General features: G+C 37.1%; 19 protein-coding genes. 3 read left to right on the top strand and 16 right to left on the bottom strand.

Translation table 11 applies throughout. From position 1 onward, the window contains the following. Positions 1-115 precede the first annotated feature (115 nt). The 8 genes from B6K08_RS05040 to B6K08_RS05010 form a co-directional block, all read right to left on the bottom strand. Entirely contained in the window at positions 116-331 is a 216-nt protein-coding gene (locus B6K08_RS05040; RefSeq protein WP_039206690.1) for a hypothetical protein, read from the bottom strand. A 100-nt stretch (positions 332-431) separates the two neighbouring features. Beyond that, positions 432-962 (bottom strand): ECF transporter S component, encoded by a 531-nt coding sequence (locus B6K08_RS05035; protein WP_039206688.1) that lies wholly within the window; start codon positions 960-962, stop codon positions 432-434. Positions 963-1,118: 156 nt separating this feature from the next. Further along, positions 1,119-1,601 carry a hypothetical protein gene (locus B6K08_RS05030; RefSeq protein WP_159446701.1) on the bottom strand — a complete coding sequence of 161 codons (483 nt, stop codon included), beginning with the start codon at positions 1,599-1,601 and terminating at the stop codon, positions 1,119-1,121. Positions 1,602-1,610: 9 nt separating this feature from the next. Next, a complete protein-coding gene (locus tag B6K08_RS05025; RefSeq protein ID WP_027397784.1) occupies positions 1,611-2,003 on the bottom strand; it encodes a (deoxy)nucleoside triphosphate pyrophosphohydrolase in 393 nt (130 codons plus the stop codon). Positions 2,004-2,018: 15 nt separating this feature from the next. After that, on the bottom strand, positions 2,019-5,168 hold the full coding sequence (locus B6K08_RS05020; RefSeq protein ID WP_080325569.1) for a DEAD/DEAH box helicase: 3,150 nt from the start codon (positions 5,166-5,168) through the stop codon (positions 2,019-2,021). Positions 5,169-5,335: 167 nt separating this feature from the next. Beyond that, positions 5,336-5,644 (bottom strand): hypothetical protein, encoded by a 309-nt coding sequence (locus B6K08_RS05015; protein ID WP_039206890.1) that lies wholly within the window; start codon positions 5,642-5,644, stop codon positions 5,336-5,338. Beyond that, on the bottom strand, positions 5,613-5,780 hold the full coding sequence (locus B6K08_RS14310) for a DUF1294 domain-containing protein (protein WP_143254839.1): 168 nt from the start codon (positions 5,778-5,780) through the stop codon (positions 5,613-5,615). The genes B6K08_RS05015 and B6K08_RS14310 overlap by 32 nt, the downstream gene beginning before the upstream one ends. Before the next feature lie 45 nt (positions 5,781-5,825). Then, positions 5,826-5,963: a DUF1653 domain-containing protein gene (locus tag B6K08_RS05010; RefSeq protein ID WP_072033451.1), complete on the bottom strand. Its 138-nt coding sequence runs from the start codon at positions 5,961-5,963 to the stop codon at positions 5,826-5,828. Between B6K08_RS05010 and B6K08_RS05005 the strand changes: the two genes are divergently transcribed. Next, the gene (locus B6K08_RS05005) at positions 5,934-6,305 is read left to right on the top strand and encodes a restriction endonuclease (protein WP_200810386.1); all 372 of its coding nucleotides are present in this window, start codon (positions 5,934-5,936) and stop codon (positions 6,303-6,305) included. The two genes, B6K08_RS05010 and B6K08_RS05005, sit on opposite strands and share 30 nt — an antisense overlap. A 204-nt stretch (positions 6,306-6,509) precedes the next feature. Here B6K08_RS05005 and B6K08_RS05000 read toward each other — a convergent pair whose 3' ends face one another. From B6K08_RS05000 to pdxA, 3 genes are read right to left on the bottom strand one after another with little or no spacing between them, the layout of a single operon-like run. Further along, on the bottom strand, positions 6,510-7,469 hold the full coding sequence (locus tag B6K08_RS05000; protein WP_080325567.1) for a 2-keto-3-deoxygluconate permease: 960 nt from the start codon (positions 7,467-7,469) through the stop codon (positions 6,510-6,512). A gap of 27 nt (positions 7,470-7,496) precedes the next feature. Beyond that, a complete protein-coding gene (locus tag B6K08_RS04995) occupies positions 7,497-8,762 on the bottom strand; it encodes a four-carbon acid sugar kinase family protein (RefSeq protein WP_039210284.1) in 1,266 nt (421 codons plus the stop codon). Positions 8,763-8,766: 4 nt separating this feature from the next. Continuing rightward, on the bottom strand, positions 8,767-9,819 hold the full coding sequence (gene pdxA, locus B6K08_RS04990) for a 4-hydroxythreonine-4-phosphate dehydrogenase PdxA (protein ID WP_039210281.1): 1,053 nt from the start codon (positions 9,817-9,819) through the stop codon (positions 8,767-8,769). A 191-nt stretch (positions 9,820-10,010) separates the two neighbouring features. On the opposite strand from pdxA, the gene B6K08_RS04985 reads away from it, so the two are divergent. Further along, positions 10,011-11,792 carry a sigma-54-dependent transcriptional regulator gene (locus B6K08_RS04985; protein ID WP_159446700.1) on the top strand — a complete coding sequence of 594 codons (1,782 nt, stop codon included), beginning with the start codon at positions 10,011-10,013 and terminating at the stop codon, positions 11,790-11,792. A 155-nt stretch (positions 11,793-11,947) separates the two neighbouring features. Here B6K08_RS04985 and B6K08_RS13955 read toward each other — a convergent pair whose 3' ends face one another. The 5 genes from B6K08_RS13955 to B6K08_RS04965 all read right to left on the bottom strand — a co-directional run bounded on the left by B6K08_RS13955 (position 11,948) and on the right by B6K08_RS04965 (position 14,873). Then, positions 11,948-12,160 (bottom strand): hypothetical protein, encoded by a 213-nt coding sequence (locus B6K08_RS13955; protein ID WP_052212389.1) that lies wholly within the window; start codon positions 12,158-12,160, stop codon positions 11,948-11,950. Between the two features lie 47 nt (positions 12,161-12,207). Next, complete coding sequence (locus B6K08_RS13950) at positions 12,208-12,300, bottom strand: DUF4314 domain-containing protein (protein ID WP_234985242.1); 93 nt, start codon at positions 12,298-12,300, stop codon at positions 12,208-12,210. 23 nt (positions 12,301-12,323) lie between these two features. Continuing rightward, positions 12,324-12,521, bottom strand: coding sequence for a hypothetical protein (locus tag B6K08_RS13945; protein WP_052212387.1), 198 nt, complete (start codon positions 12,519-12,521; stop codon positions 12,324-12,326). Positions 12,522-12,784: 263 nt separating this feature from the next. Next, a complete protein-coding gene (locus tag B6K08_RS04970) occupies positions 12,785-13,519 on the bottom strand; it encodes a vWA domain-containing protein (protein ID WP_039210270.1) in 735 nt (244 codons plus the stop codon). 55 nt (positions 13,520-13,574) lie between these two features. Beyond that, positions 13,575-14,873: an ATP-binding protein gene (locus B6K08_RS04965; protein ID WP_080325564.1), complete on the bottom strand. Its 1,299-nt coding sequence runs from the start codon at positions 14,871-14,873 to the stop codon at positions 13,575-13,577. Positions 14,874-15,132: 259 nt separating this feature from the next. Here B6K08_RS04965 and B6K08_RS04960 point away from each other — a divergent pair, with 259 nt between their 5' ends. Continuing rightward, a complete protein-coding gene (locus B6K08_RS04960; RefSeq protein WP_080325563.1) occupies positions 15,133-15,624 on the top strand; it encodes a hypothetical protein in 492 nt (163 codons plus the stop codon). The last annotated feature ends 275 nt before the right edge of the window (positions 15,625-15,899 follow it).

The raw sequence follows: 15,899 nt of genomic DNA, 5'->3' as shown, positions 1-15,899 counted from the left end.
CACATAAAAAAAGGCCATCCTCTGATTTGAGAACAGCCCTGTGATTTTATTTACGAATATATTGTTATGATTGGACAATATTTATTTTCCCATTACGGCAATGTCTAATGAAAAATCACTCAGCTACATAAATAGCGATTTCACTTATTACACCGTTCTTTACAGTAAAACATAATGATACACATTCGTTAGCATTATATGTATATATTGTTTTATTAATCCTATCTTGTCTTTTTTTATTGTCTGCTGCAGAAAGTTTAGGTGCTGTATCTATTACCGTATGGATACTGTCAGCAGTACCATAAACCTTTGTTAATACATCTTCAGACATCCCCGGTTTTACTCCGTCAATGGTTGTTGCTCCTAACTGTTATTGTTAAATTCTTCTTTGTTATTCGACACAATAGATAAAAAATCCTTTAAAGGCACATTTATCTATTTATGGCAACCCTATCTTTTAAAAGTGCAAAGGCAATATAGAAAGCTAAAATATTTACTGCTGATTCTATCAATAATCCCGGAGCAGATGATAGGCCTGCCTCTAGGCTATCGTATAAAATGGCACCGAAAATGGTATAGCCTGCTGTCATTATGGTGGTAGCTATTACCAGGGCTATAAAGGTACGAGAAGATTTAAGCACATTTTCTTCGCTCACTTTTTCCACAAAGATAGCAAAGGACAGGGCCATGATAAATTTTATCAGAATAGTAGGACCGATCCATAAAGGGAAGCCTCCTAATAAATCAGCAAAAGCAGAACCTATACAGCCTGCCCAAACTCCTTGGCGGCGGCCTGCCAACAAAACTATAAGAAATATTGCTGCATCACCTAGATGGGCATATCCCAACGGAATAGGAATCTTCGGTACAAAGGTGGCTACAAATACCACAGCTGACATAACTGCCACAAGACAAATTTCCCGTGCTGTCCATCTTTGATGATTAATTGGTGAAATACTCATATAAAACTCCTCCTTACATTGCCTACTAAAGCTATAGGTTATATGATTAGCCCTTATTATATACCCTAAGGATATTTTGTCAATAAAAAAATGCCCTCCCCAAAAGGAGGACCATCCTGTTATCAATGCAATTTATCTTGAAAGTTTGGTTTTCTCTTATCCATATAATGGGATCAACATTGCATACGGAGCAGTAAATATTGCCAGTATCCAACACAATTTATTTATAATTCTATCGTCCAAATCAGTATTTACAAATGCAAATCTTCTATTAAAAAAGAAAATGCTCACCGCCGACAGCAAGACCCCAGGAACGGCTATTAAAGTTGCACCAGGAAAATAAAATGTATTCCATTCAGGACAAATTTTATCAACCAGCAAAGCAACTGCCAAAATCAGTAGGGCCCCCAAAATATCGCTTATAAATCCAATGACCCAAATCCTAAAAATACAGCGCTTCCAAAGTTTTACCAAATCCTTAATATGCAAATATCTACCACCAAAATATAATACCAGACTATCTATAAGAAAATTCGCTGGCAAGATAATCAGCCATACACCGGTGGGCAGAAGGTAAAATAACCACATGGGGAAAAGAATATTGTAAAGCCGTTTTTGCATTATATCTTCTCCCCCCAAACATTAAATTTATCCACGCAATATTTCTTTAATTTTTTCTGTCATTGGCTTATCCGCTGGCAGCCAATTCACAGTATCTATTGTTTCTGCCGTAAGCCACTTCATAGCTTCATGTTCTAGTAGGGTGACATCCTCAGAAACCAGAGAACACATAAAGCATCGCATATTTAGATGAAAATTTGGATAGTCATATTCCACTACTCCCAAATCCTCACCTACAGAAATAGCAGCCTTCAATTCTTCTTTAATTTCTCTCTTTAAGGCCTCCTCTGGTCTTTCCCCAGGCTCAATCTTTCCCCCCGGAAACTCCCAGCCGTCCTTAAATTCACCATATCCCCGCTGGGTTGCCAGTATCTTATCGCCCTTACGAATCACTGCTGCTACTACATTTATAGTTTTCATTAAATCCTCCAAAAATTAGCCCATAACGTTGCTTTTTAGTTTCATAGAATCTTTTGCCAAAAGCTTCCGCTCCAATTTCCAAGTAATATTCATTGGACGGCTACCCGTATGAGTTACATAATTTACTGGACCAACAAAAATATATGGTGCAGTTCCCATACTATTCTTTTTGAAATCTCTGACAAAAAGCAATACTGTATTTCCCATATTCTTATGATTAATGTATCGTTGCCCCGTAGGCGCCGTTTCAGATGTGGTACTCTGACTTTGCCAATGAAATAATTCGTCACTAATAAAATAATCATCATACATTGTTGTAGGAGAATAATCTTTATCAGATTTATTAATAGTCACAAAAAATAAATCTGTCTTTTTGTCGTTGACATATAAAACTCCCTGACGCATAGAAGACAATTTAAGATAATCCATAGCTATTAAAATTTGATCTTTAGTATAAGAACAATGTAAATCCATTGGGCACTCATATTCTAATAATAATGGCTTATACAGAATATCTGTCTTATCAAGATTATATTCCAATATTTCTATTATTTCATTAAGAATCATTGGGCTATCCGATAGTTTATTTAAATTATCCTGAATTTCCGGGCTTGCAGGATCAAAAGTCTGTACATTCCAAACAGTAACATAGAACATCCACAATAAATGTTTTTCGTACCCTGATAAACTACCAATATCAGTCGTCTTAATATTAGGCAAATATCTCAGTAAAAATTTAATCCAACGCCTAGAATTAATGGAAACAATTTTAGGGAATGCCTTTTTTATAAACAATTCAGTCATCGGTTCATTATATTTCTCAATGGCTCCGGCTGACATGCAAAGATCGTAAAAACCGTAATTTTTATAAATAGCAGAAATAGGCTGATGATAATATTTTAAGAATTCGCTCAATGTAGGGATTCGTTTAGTTTCATCTACAAAATCATTTATCCGTTTAACAATACTTGCCTTATTATTAAATGCTTGACTAATATTATCAAGTACATATTCTTTCGCCTTTTTCTCCAGCTGAACAAAACACCCTCTAGGAACTGATGGAAAACCCTTATCCATTTCTGTTTTCACACTGTGCCTAGTATTGGAAAGTAATGCTGCAAATTTTTCTTCGTAATTATATTTCTTATTTGCCTGACCAACGAAATCTAAAACTGTTAGACAATCCTTCCCTTCAAATAATCTTAAGCCTCGGCCCAACTGCTGTAAAAATACAGTTAATGATTCTGTAGGACGCAAAAACAGTACCGTATCTATTGCTGGTATATCTACACCTTCATTGTAAAGATCAACAACACAAATGATTTTAATTTCGCCAGCTAATAATCGTTTCTTAGCCTTATTTCGATCATCATTCGGTGTATCTGAACTCAGTGCTATAGAACTCAACCCACGCTTATTAAAAAAATCTGACATAAACATAGCATGCTGTATTGATACGCAAAAGGCAATACACTTCATAGTTGATGCATTAGTAACATAATAACTGATGGAATCAACAATATGTCCCGCTCTTTTTTCTGCAACATATCTGTCAATAGTATAAATATTGCTAAGCTCTGTTTTATCATAGCCACCATTAGTCCATTTAACGCTGCTTAAATCCACATCATCGGATACGCCAAAATATTGAAACGGACACAATAGCTTTCTGTTTATTGCTTCAGGAAGTCTTATTTCCGCCGCAATACGTCCATCAAAATAATTTAAAACGTCTTTCTCATCATTTCGCTCCGGGGTAGCTGTTAACCCCAAAAATATTTTTGGAGTAAAATAATTTAAAATATTTTGATACGTTTTTGCCGCAGCATGATGAAACTCATCTACAATAATAAAGTCATAATAATCTGCCGCAACATTTTCGTATAGTTTGCGTGACTCCGCTGTTTGTATTGAAACAAATAAATGTTCAGCACTAGACGGTTTATTATAAGAACCGACAAATAGCTCACCAAAATTTGGTTCCTTCAACACACTGCGAAACACTTCTACATTTTGCTTTAAAATTTCTTCCCTATGTGCTATAAATAACAATCGTGCAGAGCCATTATCACGCCTAAAACGTCTATAATCAAAAGCTGAGATGAGTGTTTTACCAGTACCTGTAGCTGCTACTATTAAATTTTTATAGTGTCCTTTTTCTTCGCGCTCCACTTGCAAGCGATCTAATATTTCTTGCTGATAGGAATAAGGATTTATATCCAAAACATACTCCCGCTCCTCCATGTTCCCGATGTGTCTTTCATCAGCAATAGCTTTAATTAACCGGTTTTTTTCTGTAAAAGAATATGATTCAAATTCAGGCGTACACCAATATGTCTCAAAGGTTGCTTCTATCTTTTTAATATTATTAGGCTGATCTTGTTTAGTAAGCTTTACATTCCATTCCAATCCGCTGGACATGGCAGCATTTGATAAATTGGATGAGCCAACATAAGCCGTAGTAAAACCTGTATCACGATAAAAGATATATGCTTTAGCATGAAGCCTTGTTCTTTTTGTGTCATATGAAATCTTGATTTTTGTATTAGGCAATTTTGCCAATTCATCAACAGCTTTTACATCTGTTGCCCCCATATATGAAGTTGTAATTATCCTAAGCTGACCACCATTACCAGTAAATTCCTTCAACGGTTCCAGTATTAGGCGCAAGCCTGTCCATTTAATAAAGGAAACTAACATATCAACTCGATTTGCAGTTTTCAATTCTTTATTAATCTCTGAAAACATGGTTGGTTCATTAGGCGCACCTGTAAAAAGGCTGCTGGAAGAAACAGATGTCTCCGGCCGTTCAATTATTTGCTCAACCTTTTTACCAATCGCCAAATTTGGGTTATTTGCCTCTATTAATCCTAATAACTGTTCCCCTTTCCCATTGATTGATTTATCCCCGTAATAATCATCACTCGTATAATTTCTGACAAGCTCAATAATATTATTAGCAAGTTGAACCTGCTGTTCAATTCCTTTATCACGGTCAAACAAATTATCAAGACCAGACTTAATAACATCACCTGTATATTTTGAAATAATTTCTGAGGCTTCTTTCTTATCTATGTCCTTAATATTTTTACATTGATCTGGCCACTCAGCCAATTCCTTAGACATTGCTTTGTTTATTACAGCTTCATAAATACCTGATTTCATACTGTCACCCCTGAATGTTAAACCAGTTAATAAAAAATAACACTATATCACAATCAGTATAGCAGCATACAATAGCTGAAACAATAAAAGACATATAATAATTAACATATATAACATTAAAAAATAAGCCCCTCCAAACTGAAGGGACTCACATTCCACTTTTCACACTATTCGTGACAATCTACAATATAAATAAAATCATCATCATTCAATCCACAAAGTAAACCATCATTTATTGATTCATTGGATAAATCAGTATTAAAGTCACCATACTTTGAGAAATAACCATAAACCTTCGATAAAATCTCTTGTTGAGCTTTAATGGTCTTTACTTCATAACGTTCCAAAGATTCTTCATCTACATAGTCGAACATGTCCGGAACATACTCATAAAGTTCATTGATGGCAGCACAATCACATGTTTTAATGGCCTTATCTCCTCTCTCAATAGCAACTGCAACATATACATGGGCCATAGCAAATAATCCTCCTTGTCTTTTCCGGCACTCTCCACCTATGTTGTATAGTACACAGCTTATCCCAGCCATAAACTGCAATAGCAATAACATTTATAATGGCCAAGTACCATACAATAAATTCATGTATATTCATATTCAATACCTTCCGTTCAAATCTGTACGTCTGCTAAGCTTCAGGCTACTTCTCCCGATCCACTTCACTCATAAACATATCAAGCGGTCTGGCATAAATCCCATTATTGCCATACATGGCCTGATACACCACCATCTTTTCATCCGTTTCAGTGTGCATAGCGATGGCAATAATCTTATATATGGCTTTGAACGTTTAACTCAACGAGTTCTTCGTGAATGTGGCTTCTCTCAGGTTGAAGTCACTAAAAAATCTGGTGATGGTGGCATCGATGGGACTGGAAAACTTAAAATCAATGGCATCTTCAGCTTTAACGTTGCCTTCCAATGTAAACGCTACAAAGGTGTTGTCGGAGCACCGGATATCAGAGATTTCCGTGGCTCACTTACTACCAACATAGAAAAAGGACTTTTCATAACAACTGGCACTTTTTCAAAAGCGGCGCGTGAAGAGGCTTGCAGCCCTGGTAAGCAACAGATTGATCTTTTGGATGGCGAAGAATTCATCAAAAAAATCACCGAATAAGAGATCGGTGTGCATCCAATAACCATATATGAAATCGATGAGGATTTTTTCAATAAAATATGAAACTACGTATCTTTTATCGCACAAAGACCAAATCCCCCGAAAGCAGCAGTAATGCTGATTCCGGGGGATGAATTTTTATGCCTCCGATAAGGAATACTTATTTGGAGTCTATATTTATCTCAAATTTGCATAATTAATGTATTATTCAGATTGAAGCTGTGGCTCCATATGCCCTCTAGTTCTAGTCAAAAATGTAACTAAGGCTGGGCACAGGATTGCTGTTACAATAATTGCCGCTGAAACCTGGGCTGTTGCTACATCACTAACTTGTGTACTGATAATGCCTGCAGCGGCGAGTGCTGCTGGAGTAGCTGCTGCATTGCCTGCCGTTGTACCAATAGCTGCACCAAGAGCTGGATTTTCCATACGAAGTACTTTGTAAATAATGTAACCAGCAAAACCTGTTATTATAGTACAAAGTACACCTAAGAGAATTCCAGGAAGGCCAGCTGCAACAAATGATGAAAGAGTAAGTCCAGCACCAAGAGGGAATGCAAAAAATGGAATCAGCATAGAAGCACCTGGCTTACAAAAATCTCTGATATCAGTGTCGAGGTTACCTAAAATTACACCTGCCAAAATAGGGATAAGACAACCTATTAAGGTATTAATAGGGACATCATAACCAACTGCACCAAGAGCTAACATTGTAAAAAAAGGTCCATCATTTATAGCTAATATAGACACAGCTCCAACATCTGTTGCCTTTCCATATTCGCCCGCAAGAGCAGCATAAATACCACCATTTGAATTTGCGAGTGCAGCAATGATAGCTATAGGTGCTACACCCATGACACCAGCTTCACCAAAGAATGCTGCGACCGCCAATCCACAGAGCATGCCGACAATTACTTTGACAGCTGTTAATACGCATCCTTTATAAACAGTAACTCCTGCTTCTTTAAAGTTTATAGTAGTTCCATTGCAGAATAAGAATACTGCTAATATTGGCATGGCACCTGTTTTCCATAGATGTGTTGTAAATGTACCATTAAAGTATGTAAAAAATTCAGGGAAAAATGTATTGAAAATACAGCCCAATAATAATGGTACAATCATCAAACCTCCGGGTATTTTTTTTACACTTTTCATAATAGACATAACTTTTACCTCCTTATTGTTCAGTTATTACTTAGTGATGCTAAGCGATTCATACATCAAAGGGAATATACTCTTTTCTCCAAATCCTCCAGATTTAGATATTACCAATACATTTTGATCTTTCCATTTCATAAGAGACAGAACTGCACCTTTTCCAATTTCAGCTAAAGGCGTTAACTCGGTGCAAGCTGCTGCTCGCATCAATCCCATTAAGGTATCTCCTCCAGTCAAAGAAAAAGTAACATTCAATCCACGCTTAATCATATCAAGTGCTATTTTTCCTAATGTATTACTAATCTGAAATCGGCATTCATCTAAAGTCATGTTGTGAGATGTCATATAATCGGCAACAGTCTCTTCACCAGGCACATCGAGAGTATCCAAAATATACTTGTCGTTCTCTTGCATAATTTTATACAAATTATTCAAAAAATTTTGTCCTTCAGTTGAGGTAAGATAGTTTTTGTTTAGTTTTTGGAAGGATTTAAGATTACCTCGTTGAAATCCTGAATTCTCTGCATAATCTAATTGTTCAACTGTAATTTGATTTACACTGCCGCACAAGACAAGTAATCCATCGGTTTTAGGAATATCCGGGAGAGTACCTTTTTCAAAGTCCAGCAAAAAATCATAACTGCTAGCAAAACCTGCACATCCAGCACATAAATGAAATGCATCACCAGATTTCATTTTTTTTGCTATTTTAGTGAAATCTGTTGAATCTTCAGCATCAAATAGATATACTGCTTGTTCCTGTTCACCCCATTCTACAGAATCATAATCATTTTGCTTTATTTTTTTAATGTTGAGGTCGCATTGTGAATGAATAATTTCTGCTATGTCTGAATATTTGACTGGTTCATATGGGTCATTACCAAAGACACTTTCTTTGACAGGTACACCATCGATTAATGCGATGCCATTTTTAGTGATTCGATTTAAGCTAGGCAGGGCAGGTATGAAATTTAAGAAGCGACTACCTGTACCATCAATGATTGCTTTCAATTCTATTCCAATATTGCCACGTAGACCAGAATCTGTTTTTTTATAAAAATTCTTAAATCCTGCGGCAACAGCCTTTTTAGTAACATTAAATACACGAGTGTATGCTTCTTCAGGAGGGAGAGGACGCGAATCTGTATTAATTACCAACAGAGAAATTGATGGGTCAAGATTATTAAAATCATAATTATATTCTGTTACAACTTTGGACTTTACCCCTTTTTTACAAAATTGTATCCCCGTATCAAGTGCTCCAGTAAAATCATCAGCAATTATTAATAACCTATCCATTAATTCATTCCCCCTTATTATGACGATTAGAAGAAAGTTTTGCGCCATATTCAATCGCATTGACCAAGCTTAATTCATTTGCATCACCTTTTCCAGCGTGGTCATAAGCTGTGCCATGGTCAACTGAAACACGAACAATTGGTAATCCTAATGTTATATTTACACCAGCAACAGAATTCCATTGTTGTTTTTCTCGATTATAGACAAATCCTTGTACTTTTGTTGGAATATGGCCCTGATCATGATACATACATACAACTATATCGTACCAACCACCTATTGCTTGGGAGAATACGGTATCTGGCGGGCATGGCCCGATTGCATTAATGCCAAGTTCCTTTGCTGCTTCTATTGCGGGAATAATTTCATCTATTTCTTCATTCCCAAACAAGCCATGTTCCCCGCAGTGCGGATTCAAACCTGCTACGGCCACCTTCGGTTGCTTGATATCAACCGCAAGACAAGCCTGATTAGCAAGCCCAATGACTTCTAGAACACGATCTTTCTTGCATAGATCACACGCTTCTCGCAAAGAAACATGAGTTGAGACATGTGCGACGCGAAAATCATTATGTGCCAACATCATGCAATATTTTTTTGTGTGGGTGTATTCGGCATAAATTTCTGTATGACCGGAATAATGGTGTCCAGCTAAATTTATTGCTTCTTTGCTTATGGCGTTGGTAATCGTACCATCTACTATATTCCTCATAGCAAGATCTATTGCTGTTATTACATAATTAAATGCAGCTTCGCCGGCAATAGCATTTATTGTGCCTACACCTATAGAATTATAGTCCCTAATCAGTCCGATATCGTATACATCAATAACATTAGGCGCAAATTGTGCTTCAGATATATCATGTATTGTATTTATTTGGAGTTTATCTTCTGCACCTACAAAATTAATTGCTTGTTTCAATACACACGTATCACCAATGACCAATGGTCGACAAATATTATGGATATTGCCATTGAGAAATGCTTTTATCGTAATTTCTGGGCCCGAACCAGCTGGATCACCAGAGGTTATGGCCAAAATTGGCAATTTAGACATAAAAGTATCACATTCCTTCCTTTTTGGGATTAGTTATTTCTTACATAGAGAGTACCATTTGATTTTTGTGTAATAAATATGATATAAAATTTTTATTGATTTATATTGAAACAATAGTGGAATTCGTCTAAACTTTTAAGCAAAATATGTTTCATAATAAAACACATAAAAATGGTAAGGAGAATATATATATGGATAGGACTGTATCATTGCTAATCATATCGCCATATAAACAACTGAGTGAAATGATAAAAGAGATAGTTGCAGTACGTTCAGATATTACAGCTGATATATACGTAGGAAATCTTGAGGAAGCGTTGGCCATCACCCGTAATTTAGATTTAAGTTGCTATGATGGTATTGTTTCTAGAGGCGGAACGGCTTTACAATTAAAAAAAAATACCCAATTACCAGTGTATGATATTGGGCTATCTGGAATGGATGTCTTGCGTTCCTTAAGATTAGCGCAAGGCTTTAATGATAAGATTGCTGTAGTTGGCTTTGAGACAATTACAAACCCAGCTAAGAAGGTTTGTGAGATATTGCAATATAATACCCCAATCTACACGGTTACAAGCGGTGATGAATCTTTTCAATGTTTGGAGTCATTGAAGTCTGAAGGGGTTAACGTGGTGGTATGTGATGTTATAACGGCTCATCACGCAATTTTGTTTAATATGAACCCCATTCTAATAACGTCAGGTTATGATACTATACAAAACACACTAGATGAAGCAGTATATTATTCTCTTATAACGAAAGATGATAGATTAAAGAAAAATACATTATTTAAACTACAACAGAAAAATCCATACCCATGTATGGTATTTGATGATAAAGGCGATATATTTTTTTCAAGTTTTTCGGATAAACAAAATTATATAAATTTGTATCTTCAGGCGCATTACGACGAGTTAAAAATGATGAATGAATCGTCTTTTGAAAGAATCATAAAAAATAAGCTTGTCATCATCTCAGTCAAACATAATAACAACTATATGTTTGTTTACGCTAGAATTAGTGATAACGTAAATCTTAGACGAATAAATGCTATACACATAATAAGTTCTGAACATATAGAAAATACACAAGATGAATATTATTGTTCCCATACTATTGGTTCAACAATAAATATCTTAAAAAAATATAGTGACACATCAGCATCTATAATTATCAGAGGTGAAGTTGGAACAGGTAAAGACAAAGCGGCCTTGATGCTGCATCGACAAGGGAAATATAGCAAAAACCTATTTTATCAAATCGATTGTGCAAATATGACAAATAAAGATTGGGGATATCTACTTCGGCATCATGATTCACCATTGTCACATAACAAAAGGACCATATACTTTAGGAACATTAATTCGATTGATAATAGCATTTTCATAAAGTTATTGGCGACAATAATCGACACTAATTTAAATGTTCGGAATCAATTAATATTTTCCGTCATAAGTACTAAGTCAGCGGAAGAAGATGATAACAAGTATATCTCTGAATTACTAGATAATATTTCCTGTGTGAGTATATATTTACCATCGTTAAAAGAGCGCAGTGAAGATATTCCAATTTTGACATCATTTTATATCAACCGATTTAACCTCTCATTGGGTAAACAGATTATCGGATTTGAGCCTAAAGCGTTACAAGTGCTAACTAAATTTCCGTGGGAAAGGAATCTGTCTCAATTGCAACGTATTGTGAGAGAACTTATGTTGTTGACTGATACTTCATATATATCTTATGAGAATACAATGACTATACTTCATAAAGAGACCGCCGTGTGGAATGACACAACTACTGGTTATGGTGGGAACTTGGATTTAAATCAAACATTATCTAAAATAACTTATGATGTAATTCGATTGGTCTTAAAAGAAGAACATAATAATCATACTAATACAGCATATCGTTTGGGAATTAGTCGTAGTACTTTATGGAGAATTCTAAAGGCACATCAAACTGAAGACTGAGAAAACAAGCGTGTACTACCTATCCTGACACTCCCATTCACATATTCACTACCATGGCAAACAAAAAGTGCCTGACGACCACTTAATATAAGGCATTCAGACACTTTCTATTTATTTATGACTCAAGTTAAACAAAAAATCGTAATTTTTTGACTTTACTCAAACTCCGCTGTCAATTTTCCTCTAAATTCTCTCGTGTCCTCATCATTAGGCTCACCGTAATAGAAGCCAACCACTGAGGTTGTATTCTCCTTATCTTCCATTATAAAGGTGATGTCACCTTCCTGAGAATAAAGCGTATACACCTCCACTGCTTCCCTAGTACCACAATCAGGACAGATCTCAGTACGGTTATCTTTTCTTGACAATGCCGGATAATCTTAATACTCCTTGCCGCAAATTGGACATAGTCTCATTACTTCACCACCTCGATATCATCCCCACCCAGAACCACATTTAATCCCGAGCCGTTATCCCATGCCACCATAACCGAACCGATGTCATCCACACCTCTTACCGTTCCCTCGGTGCCTATCGGCGGTGCCTGGATATGGCAAACTCATCACAATATTTAAGTTCACGTTCCAACGATGCTAATACTTTTCTACCTTTACGGAAGTCATTGAACACGAACTGTGGACGAAATTCCATATCAGAATGACTATCCTTGTTTTCAAATGCAGTGCGCAAACCCTGTCGTATTTTATCTGTAATAATCTGATTATCCACTGCAATTCCTCCTATGCACTTTAGCTTAAATTTATTAATATTATTATAACATAAAAAAATAAGCCCCTACAAAATGAAGGGACTTACATTCCAATTAATAGTACTATTCATGACAATCTACAATATAAATAAAATCATCATCCGTAGAAGTGACATTAGAAGTGACATTTTGTCACTACAAAAATGTCACTTCTAATGTCACTTCTAAATCTATGAAACCCAGTTTTGTTTTTTCAACCACCATAACACAGGAAAAGGCTTCACTATTCCTCGCCTTTTTTCCAGTCTTCGCCAACGGTGCCCGATTCCCTCATTTCCGTGGCTGCCTCGCTCATACGTGCGAAGGATTGTCTTACGCCAGCAGAATCATGAGCAAAGTTTACTGCATGGTCGGCTGAAATACCAATAGAAGCCGCCTCAGAGACAGAATCCATATTTGCGCCCATGAAAATAAAATTCCACTTGTACTCCTGAGTGGCCTTTTCTATCATGGCCTTTACATCTGCTTTGGTATACTCCCTGCTGTGATTTTCCTTGCCATCGGTCATAATGAGAAACAGCACACGGCGCTTGGCAGGGCAAATGCCGTCACGATTCATTCTGCCAAATGTGTCTGTAACCGTTCTGCCCACTGCATCCAAAAGGGCAGTCATCCCTCTTGCGTAGTATTCTTTGTCGGTTAGCTCAGGCACCTTCTTTATATCTTCAGCGTCTACAAGCTTTTCATACTTGTCGTCAAAAAGAACCGTGGTAACCTCAGCACTTCCCTTTTCTTGCCGTTGCTTATCCAAGAAAGAGTTATAACCGCCTATAGTATCTCCCACTAAATGTCTCATTGAACCGGAACGGTCCAAAATGCATACAATCTGCACTGGCTCAGCTGATGTAAGCTGGCATTCTGGAGTATGCTCATGTGGCAATAAATCCGTTTGTTGAGCAAAGCATATACCTGTACTAAAAACCAGCATCGATACTAACATTAATAAGCTTCTGTACATTTAATCATCTCCTCCTAATGGGCCTTCACTTGTGAAGGCAGTACTGTTGGAAAAATTATATACTCGCAATCTGACCCACAGCATACAGCGGCAGATTTATCAGCCACTCCTCTTTCTTGTAGTCTGCCATAGATGTGCGAACACAAATCTCTGGAGAGAATTTCTCTCTATATGTTTTTAAACTCTTGGCACGAAGATTTACCTCTGCCTTTACTTCCACCGGAACTACTTGATTACCAGTATCGATAACAAAATCAATTTCACAGGAGCCTCTGTCATTGGTGTAATAGTACACCGCTATATCATCAATAGTTTTTAACTGCTGACAAACATACTGCTCCGTCAATGCACCCTTAAATTCTGTAAAAAGGCTATTGCCATCCAGTAAGGTTCGATGGCTAAGGCCAGCCATACACCCAAGAAGACCAACATCTACCAAAAACAACTTAAACGCTTTTAGGTCATCATAACCCTTCAATGGAATACCAACTGAATTAACCCGGCTAACCTTATGAATCAGTCCACAGTCACTAAGCCACATGATAGCGGTTTCATAATCCTTCGCCCGGGCACCTTCACGAACGAGCCCATACACAAATTTTTTGTTCTCCTTTGCCAGTTGGGAAGGAATACTATTCCATAACACCCTAATTCTCGGAACGATTTCATTTGGAGCATGCTTGGAAAAATCCTGCTCATAAGCATATAATATTCGCTTTTGTATTTCCCGAACTTCCCCGAAATCTTTATTATCAGTAAAGTTTTGCACTGCCTCAGGCATGCCACCAACATAATAATATTGCTTCAGGGCATCAATGTAAGTTTGTTTGAAGCTGGTAATCATCTGAAAATCCTGACGGTCCAACAACTCAGCAAACTGTTTCTTGGCAGTTGCCATTAAAAATTCATTGAAGGAAAGAGGATAAAGCTTCAAAAAATCCACTTTTCCCACAGGAAATGAAGTCCCTGGATGCAGAGCTATACCCAGCAAGGATCCAGCACATACGATGTGGTATTGTGGTGCCCTTTCACAGAAATACTTAAGAGAAGCCAATGCTCTTGGGACCTCCTGTATTTCATCAAAAATCAGCAAAGAATTATCTGGATCTATCTTGCGTCCTGCATATAACTCCAAGCCCATTATTAAACGATCAACATCCAGATTATAGGCAAACAGCTCTGCCATATTTGGATTAGAATCAAAATTTATATATATTGTATCGGCATACTCTTGCTTGCCAAATTCCTGCATCAGCCATGTTTTGCCGACCTGGCGTGCTCCCTCAATAATTAAAGGTTTGCGGTATTTACTTTTTTTCCACTTTAAGAGCTTTTCAATAGCAGTTCTGTACATACCAACACCTCCACCATCTATTTAAGTACAGTATGACATTTCGTCACAAAAAATGCAACGAACTTTTGTAGTATCACTACACTTTTTACGCCGAACTTTTGTAGCATAGCTACACTTTTTGCAACGAACTTTTGTAAGCCAGCTCCATTGTCCTTTTTTTCACCCACACATCTATTGCCAATAAATTTCGCGTAGTATAGTATTAAATAAAACATCGGAAAATACAAAGGGCTGTAGTTACTTGAGGGGAGGGAGAAATATGGGAATTGAAGACACCCATCTATGGAAAGACTACTACGACGGATGTGAAGAAGAGGGCTGGCAGGATGCGGATCCTTTTGACAAGGACAGCCAGGACGCTTATGATGCCATCTGGGATGATTGCAGTATGGACCGTGATGAATTTGAAGAAGATAATTACGATTCAGATTTTTTTGATGAACGCGATAACGATAATGTAAAGGTGGATAATCCTCCAGCTGCCACTCCCAGAACAAGAAATATCTACATTCCTATTATTGATAATCCCCGTAAGCCCCGTTATTACTGCCCCAAGTGTCACAGTAATGGCGCGATACGACTAAAATATATTACCCCGCCGCCACAGCTGGATTCCAGCCAAGCTGTTCACTACTTTTATTTGCTCATTTCCCTGATATTCCTTTTGCCAGCCCTGCGCAGCGTTGCGGATATAGTGTTGGAGTCGGTCGAAATTAGCCACTCCAGGTCGGTCAAAATTAGCCGATTTTAGTCAACATAAAATAGCCATTCCTTTTTTCATTCGTTTCCTCTAAACTGGATAGTGACCAATCAACCCAGCTGGAAGGAGACAATGTGAATGATATAAAAAGTAATGGCTTAGTGCCAATTATAGCACAAGCCTTAGAAGTAATGGAAGCCAAGACAGGCCACAATATACCTTTGGATAAGGTAAATCTTGCAGAGCTTGGCAGATTAACTGGATTATCTCGCAGCAAGCTGCGTACTCTCAAGAAGAATAACTTTCAAGACGGCATCAGAACTAAA

The organism is Anaerovibrio lipolyticus DSM 3074, assembly GCF_900141865.1.
Taxonomy (GTDB): Bacteria; Bacillota; Negativicutes; order Selenomonadales; family Selenomonadaceae; genus Anaerovibrio; species Anaerovibrio lipolyticus.
The sequence above is the reverse complement of the archived record's forward strand: the minus strand, read 5'-3'. Positions and strand labels throughout refer to the sequence as shown.

Bases quoted from the DNA above. Each gene is read 5' to 3' on its own strand.
- B6K08_RS05040 (WP_039206690.1), bottom strand. From the start codon at position 331: ATGTCTGAAGATGTATTAACAAAGGTTTATGGTACTGCTGACAGTATC.
- B6K08_RS04965 (WP_080325564.1), bottom strand. From the start codon at position 14,873: ATGTACAGAACTGCTATTGAAAAGCTCTTAAAGTGGAAAAAAAGTAAA.
- B6K08_RS14310 (WP_143254839.1), bottom strand. From the start codon at position 5,780: ATGAATATACATGAATTTATTGTATGGTACTTGGCCATTATAAATGTT.
- B6K08_RS05000 (WP_080325567.1), bottom strand. From the start codon at position 7,469: ATGTCTATTATGAAAAGTGTAAAAAAAATACCCGGAGGTTTGATGATT.
- B6K08_RS04985 (WP_159446700.1), top strand. From the start codon at position 10,011: ATGGATAGGACTGTATCATTGCTAATCATATCGCCATATAAACAACTG.
- B6K08_RS04960 (WP_080325563.1), top strand. From the start codon at position 15,133: ATGGGAATTGAAGACACCCATCTATGGAAAGACTACTACGACGGATGT.
- B6K08_RS04970 (WP_039210270.1), bottom strand. From the start codon at position 13,519: ATGTACAGAAGCTTATTAATGTTAGTATCGATGCTGGTTTTTAGTACA.
- pdxA (WP_039210281.1), bottom strand. From the start codon at position 9,819: ATGTCTAAATTGCCAATTTTGGCCATAACCTCTGGTGATCCAGCTGGT.
- B6K08_RS05025 (WP_027397784.1), bottom strand. From the start codon at position 2,003: ATGAAAACTATAAATGTAGTAGCAGCAGTGATTCGTAAGGGCGATAAG.
- B6K08_RS05035 (WP_039206688.1), bottom strand. From the start codon at position 962: ATGAGTATTTCACCAATTAATCATCAAAGATGGACAGCACGGGAAATT.
- B6K08_RS05015 (WP_039206890.1), bottom strand. From the start codon at position 5,644: ATGGCCCATGTATATGTTGCAGTTGCTATTGAGAGAGGAGATAAGGCC.
- B6K08_RS05020 (WP_080325569.1), bottom strand. From the start codon at position 5,168: ATGAAATCAGGTATTTATGAAGCTGTAATAAACAAAGCAATGTCTAAG.
- B6K08_RS04995 (WP_039210284.1), bottom strand. From the start codon at position 8,762: ATGGATAGGTTATTAATAATTGCTGATGATTTTACTGGAGCACTTGAT.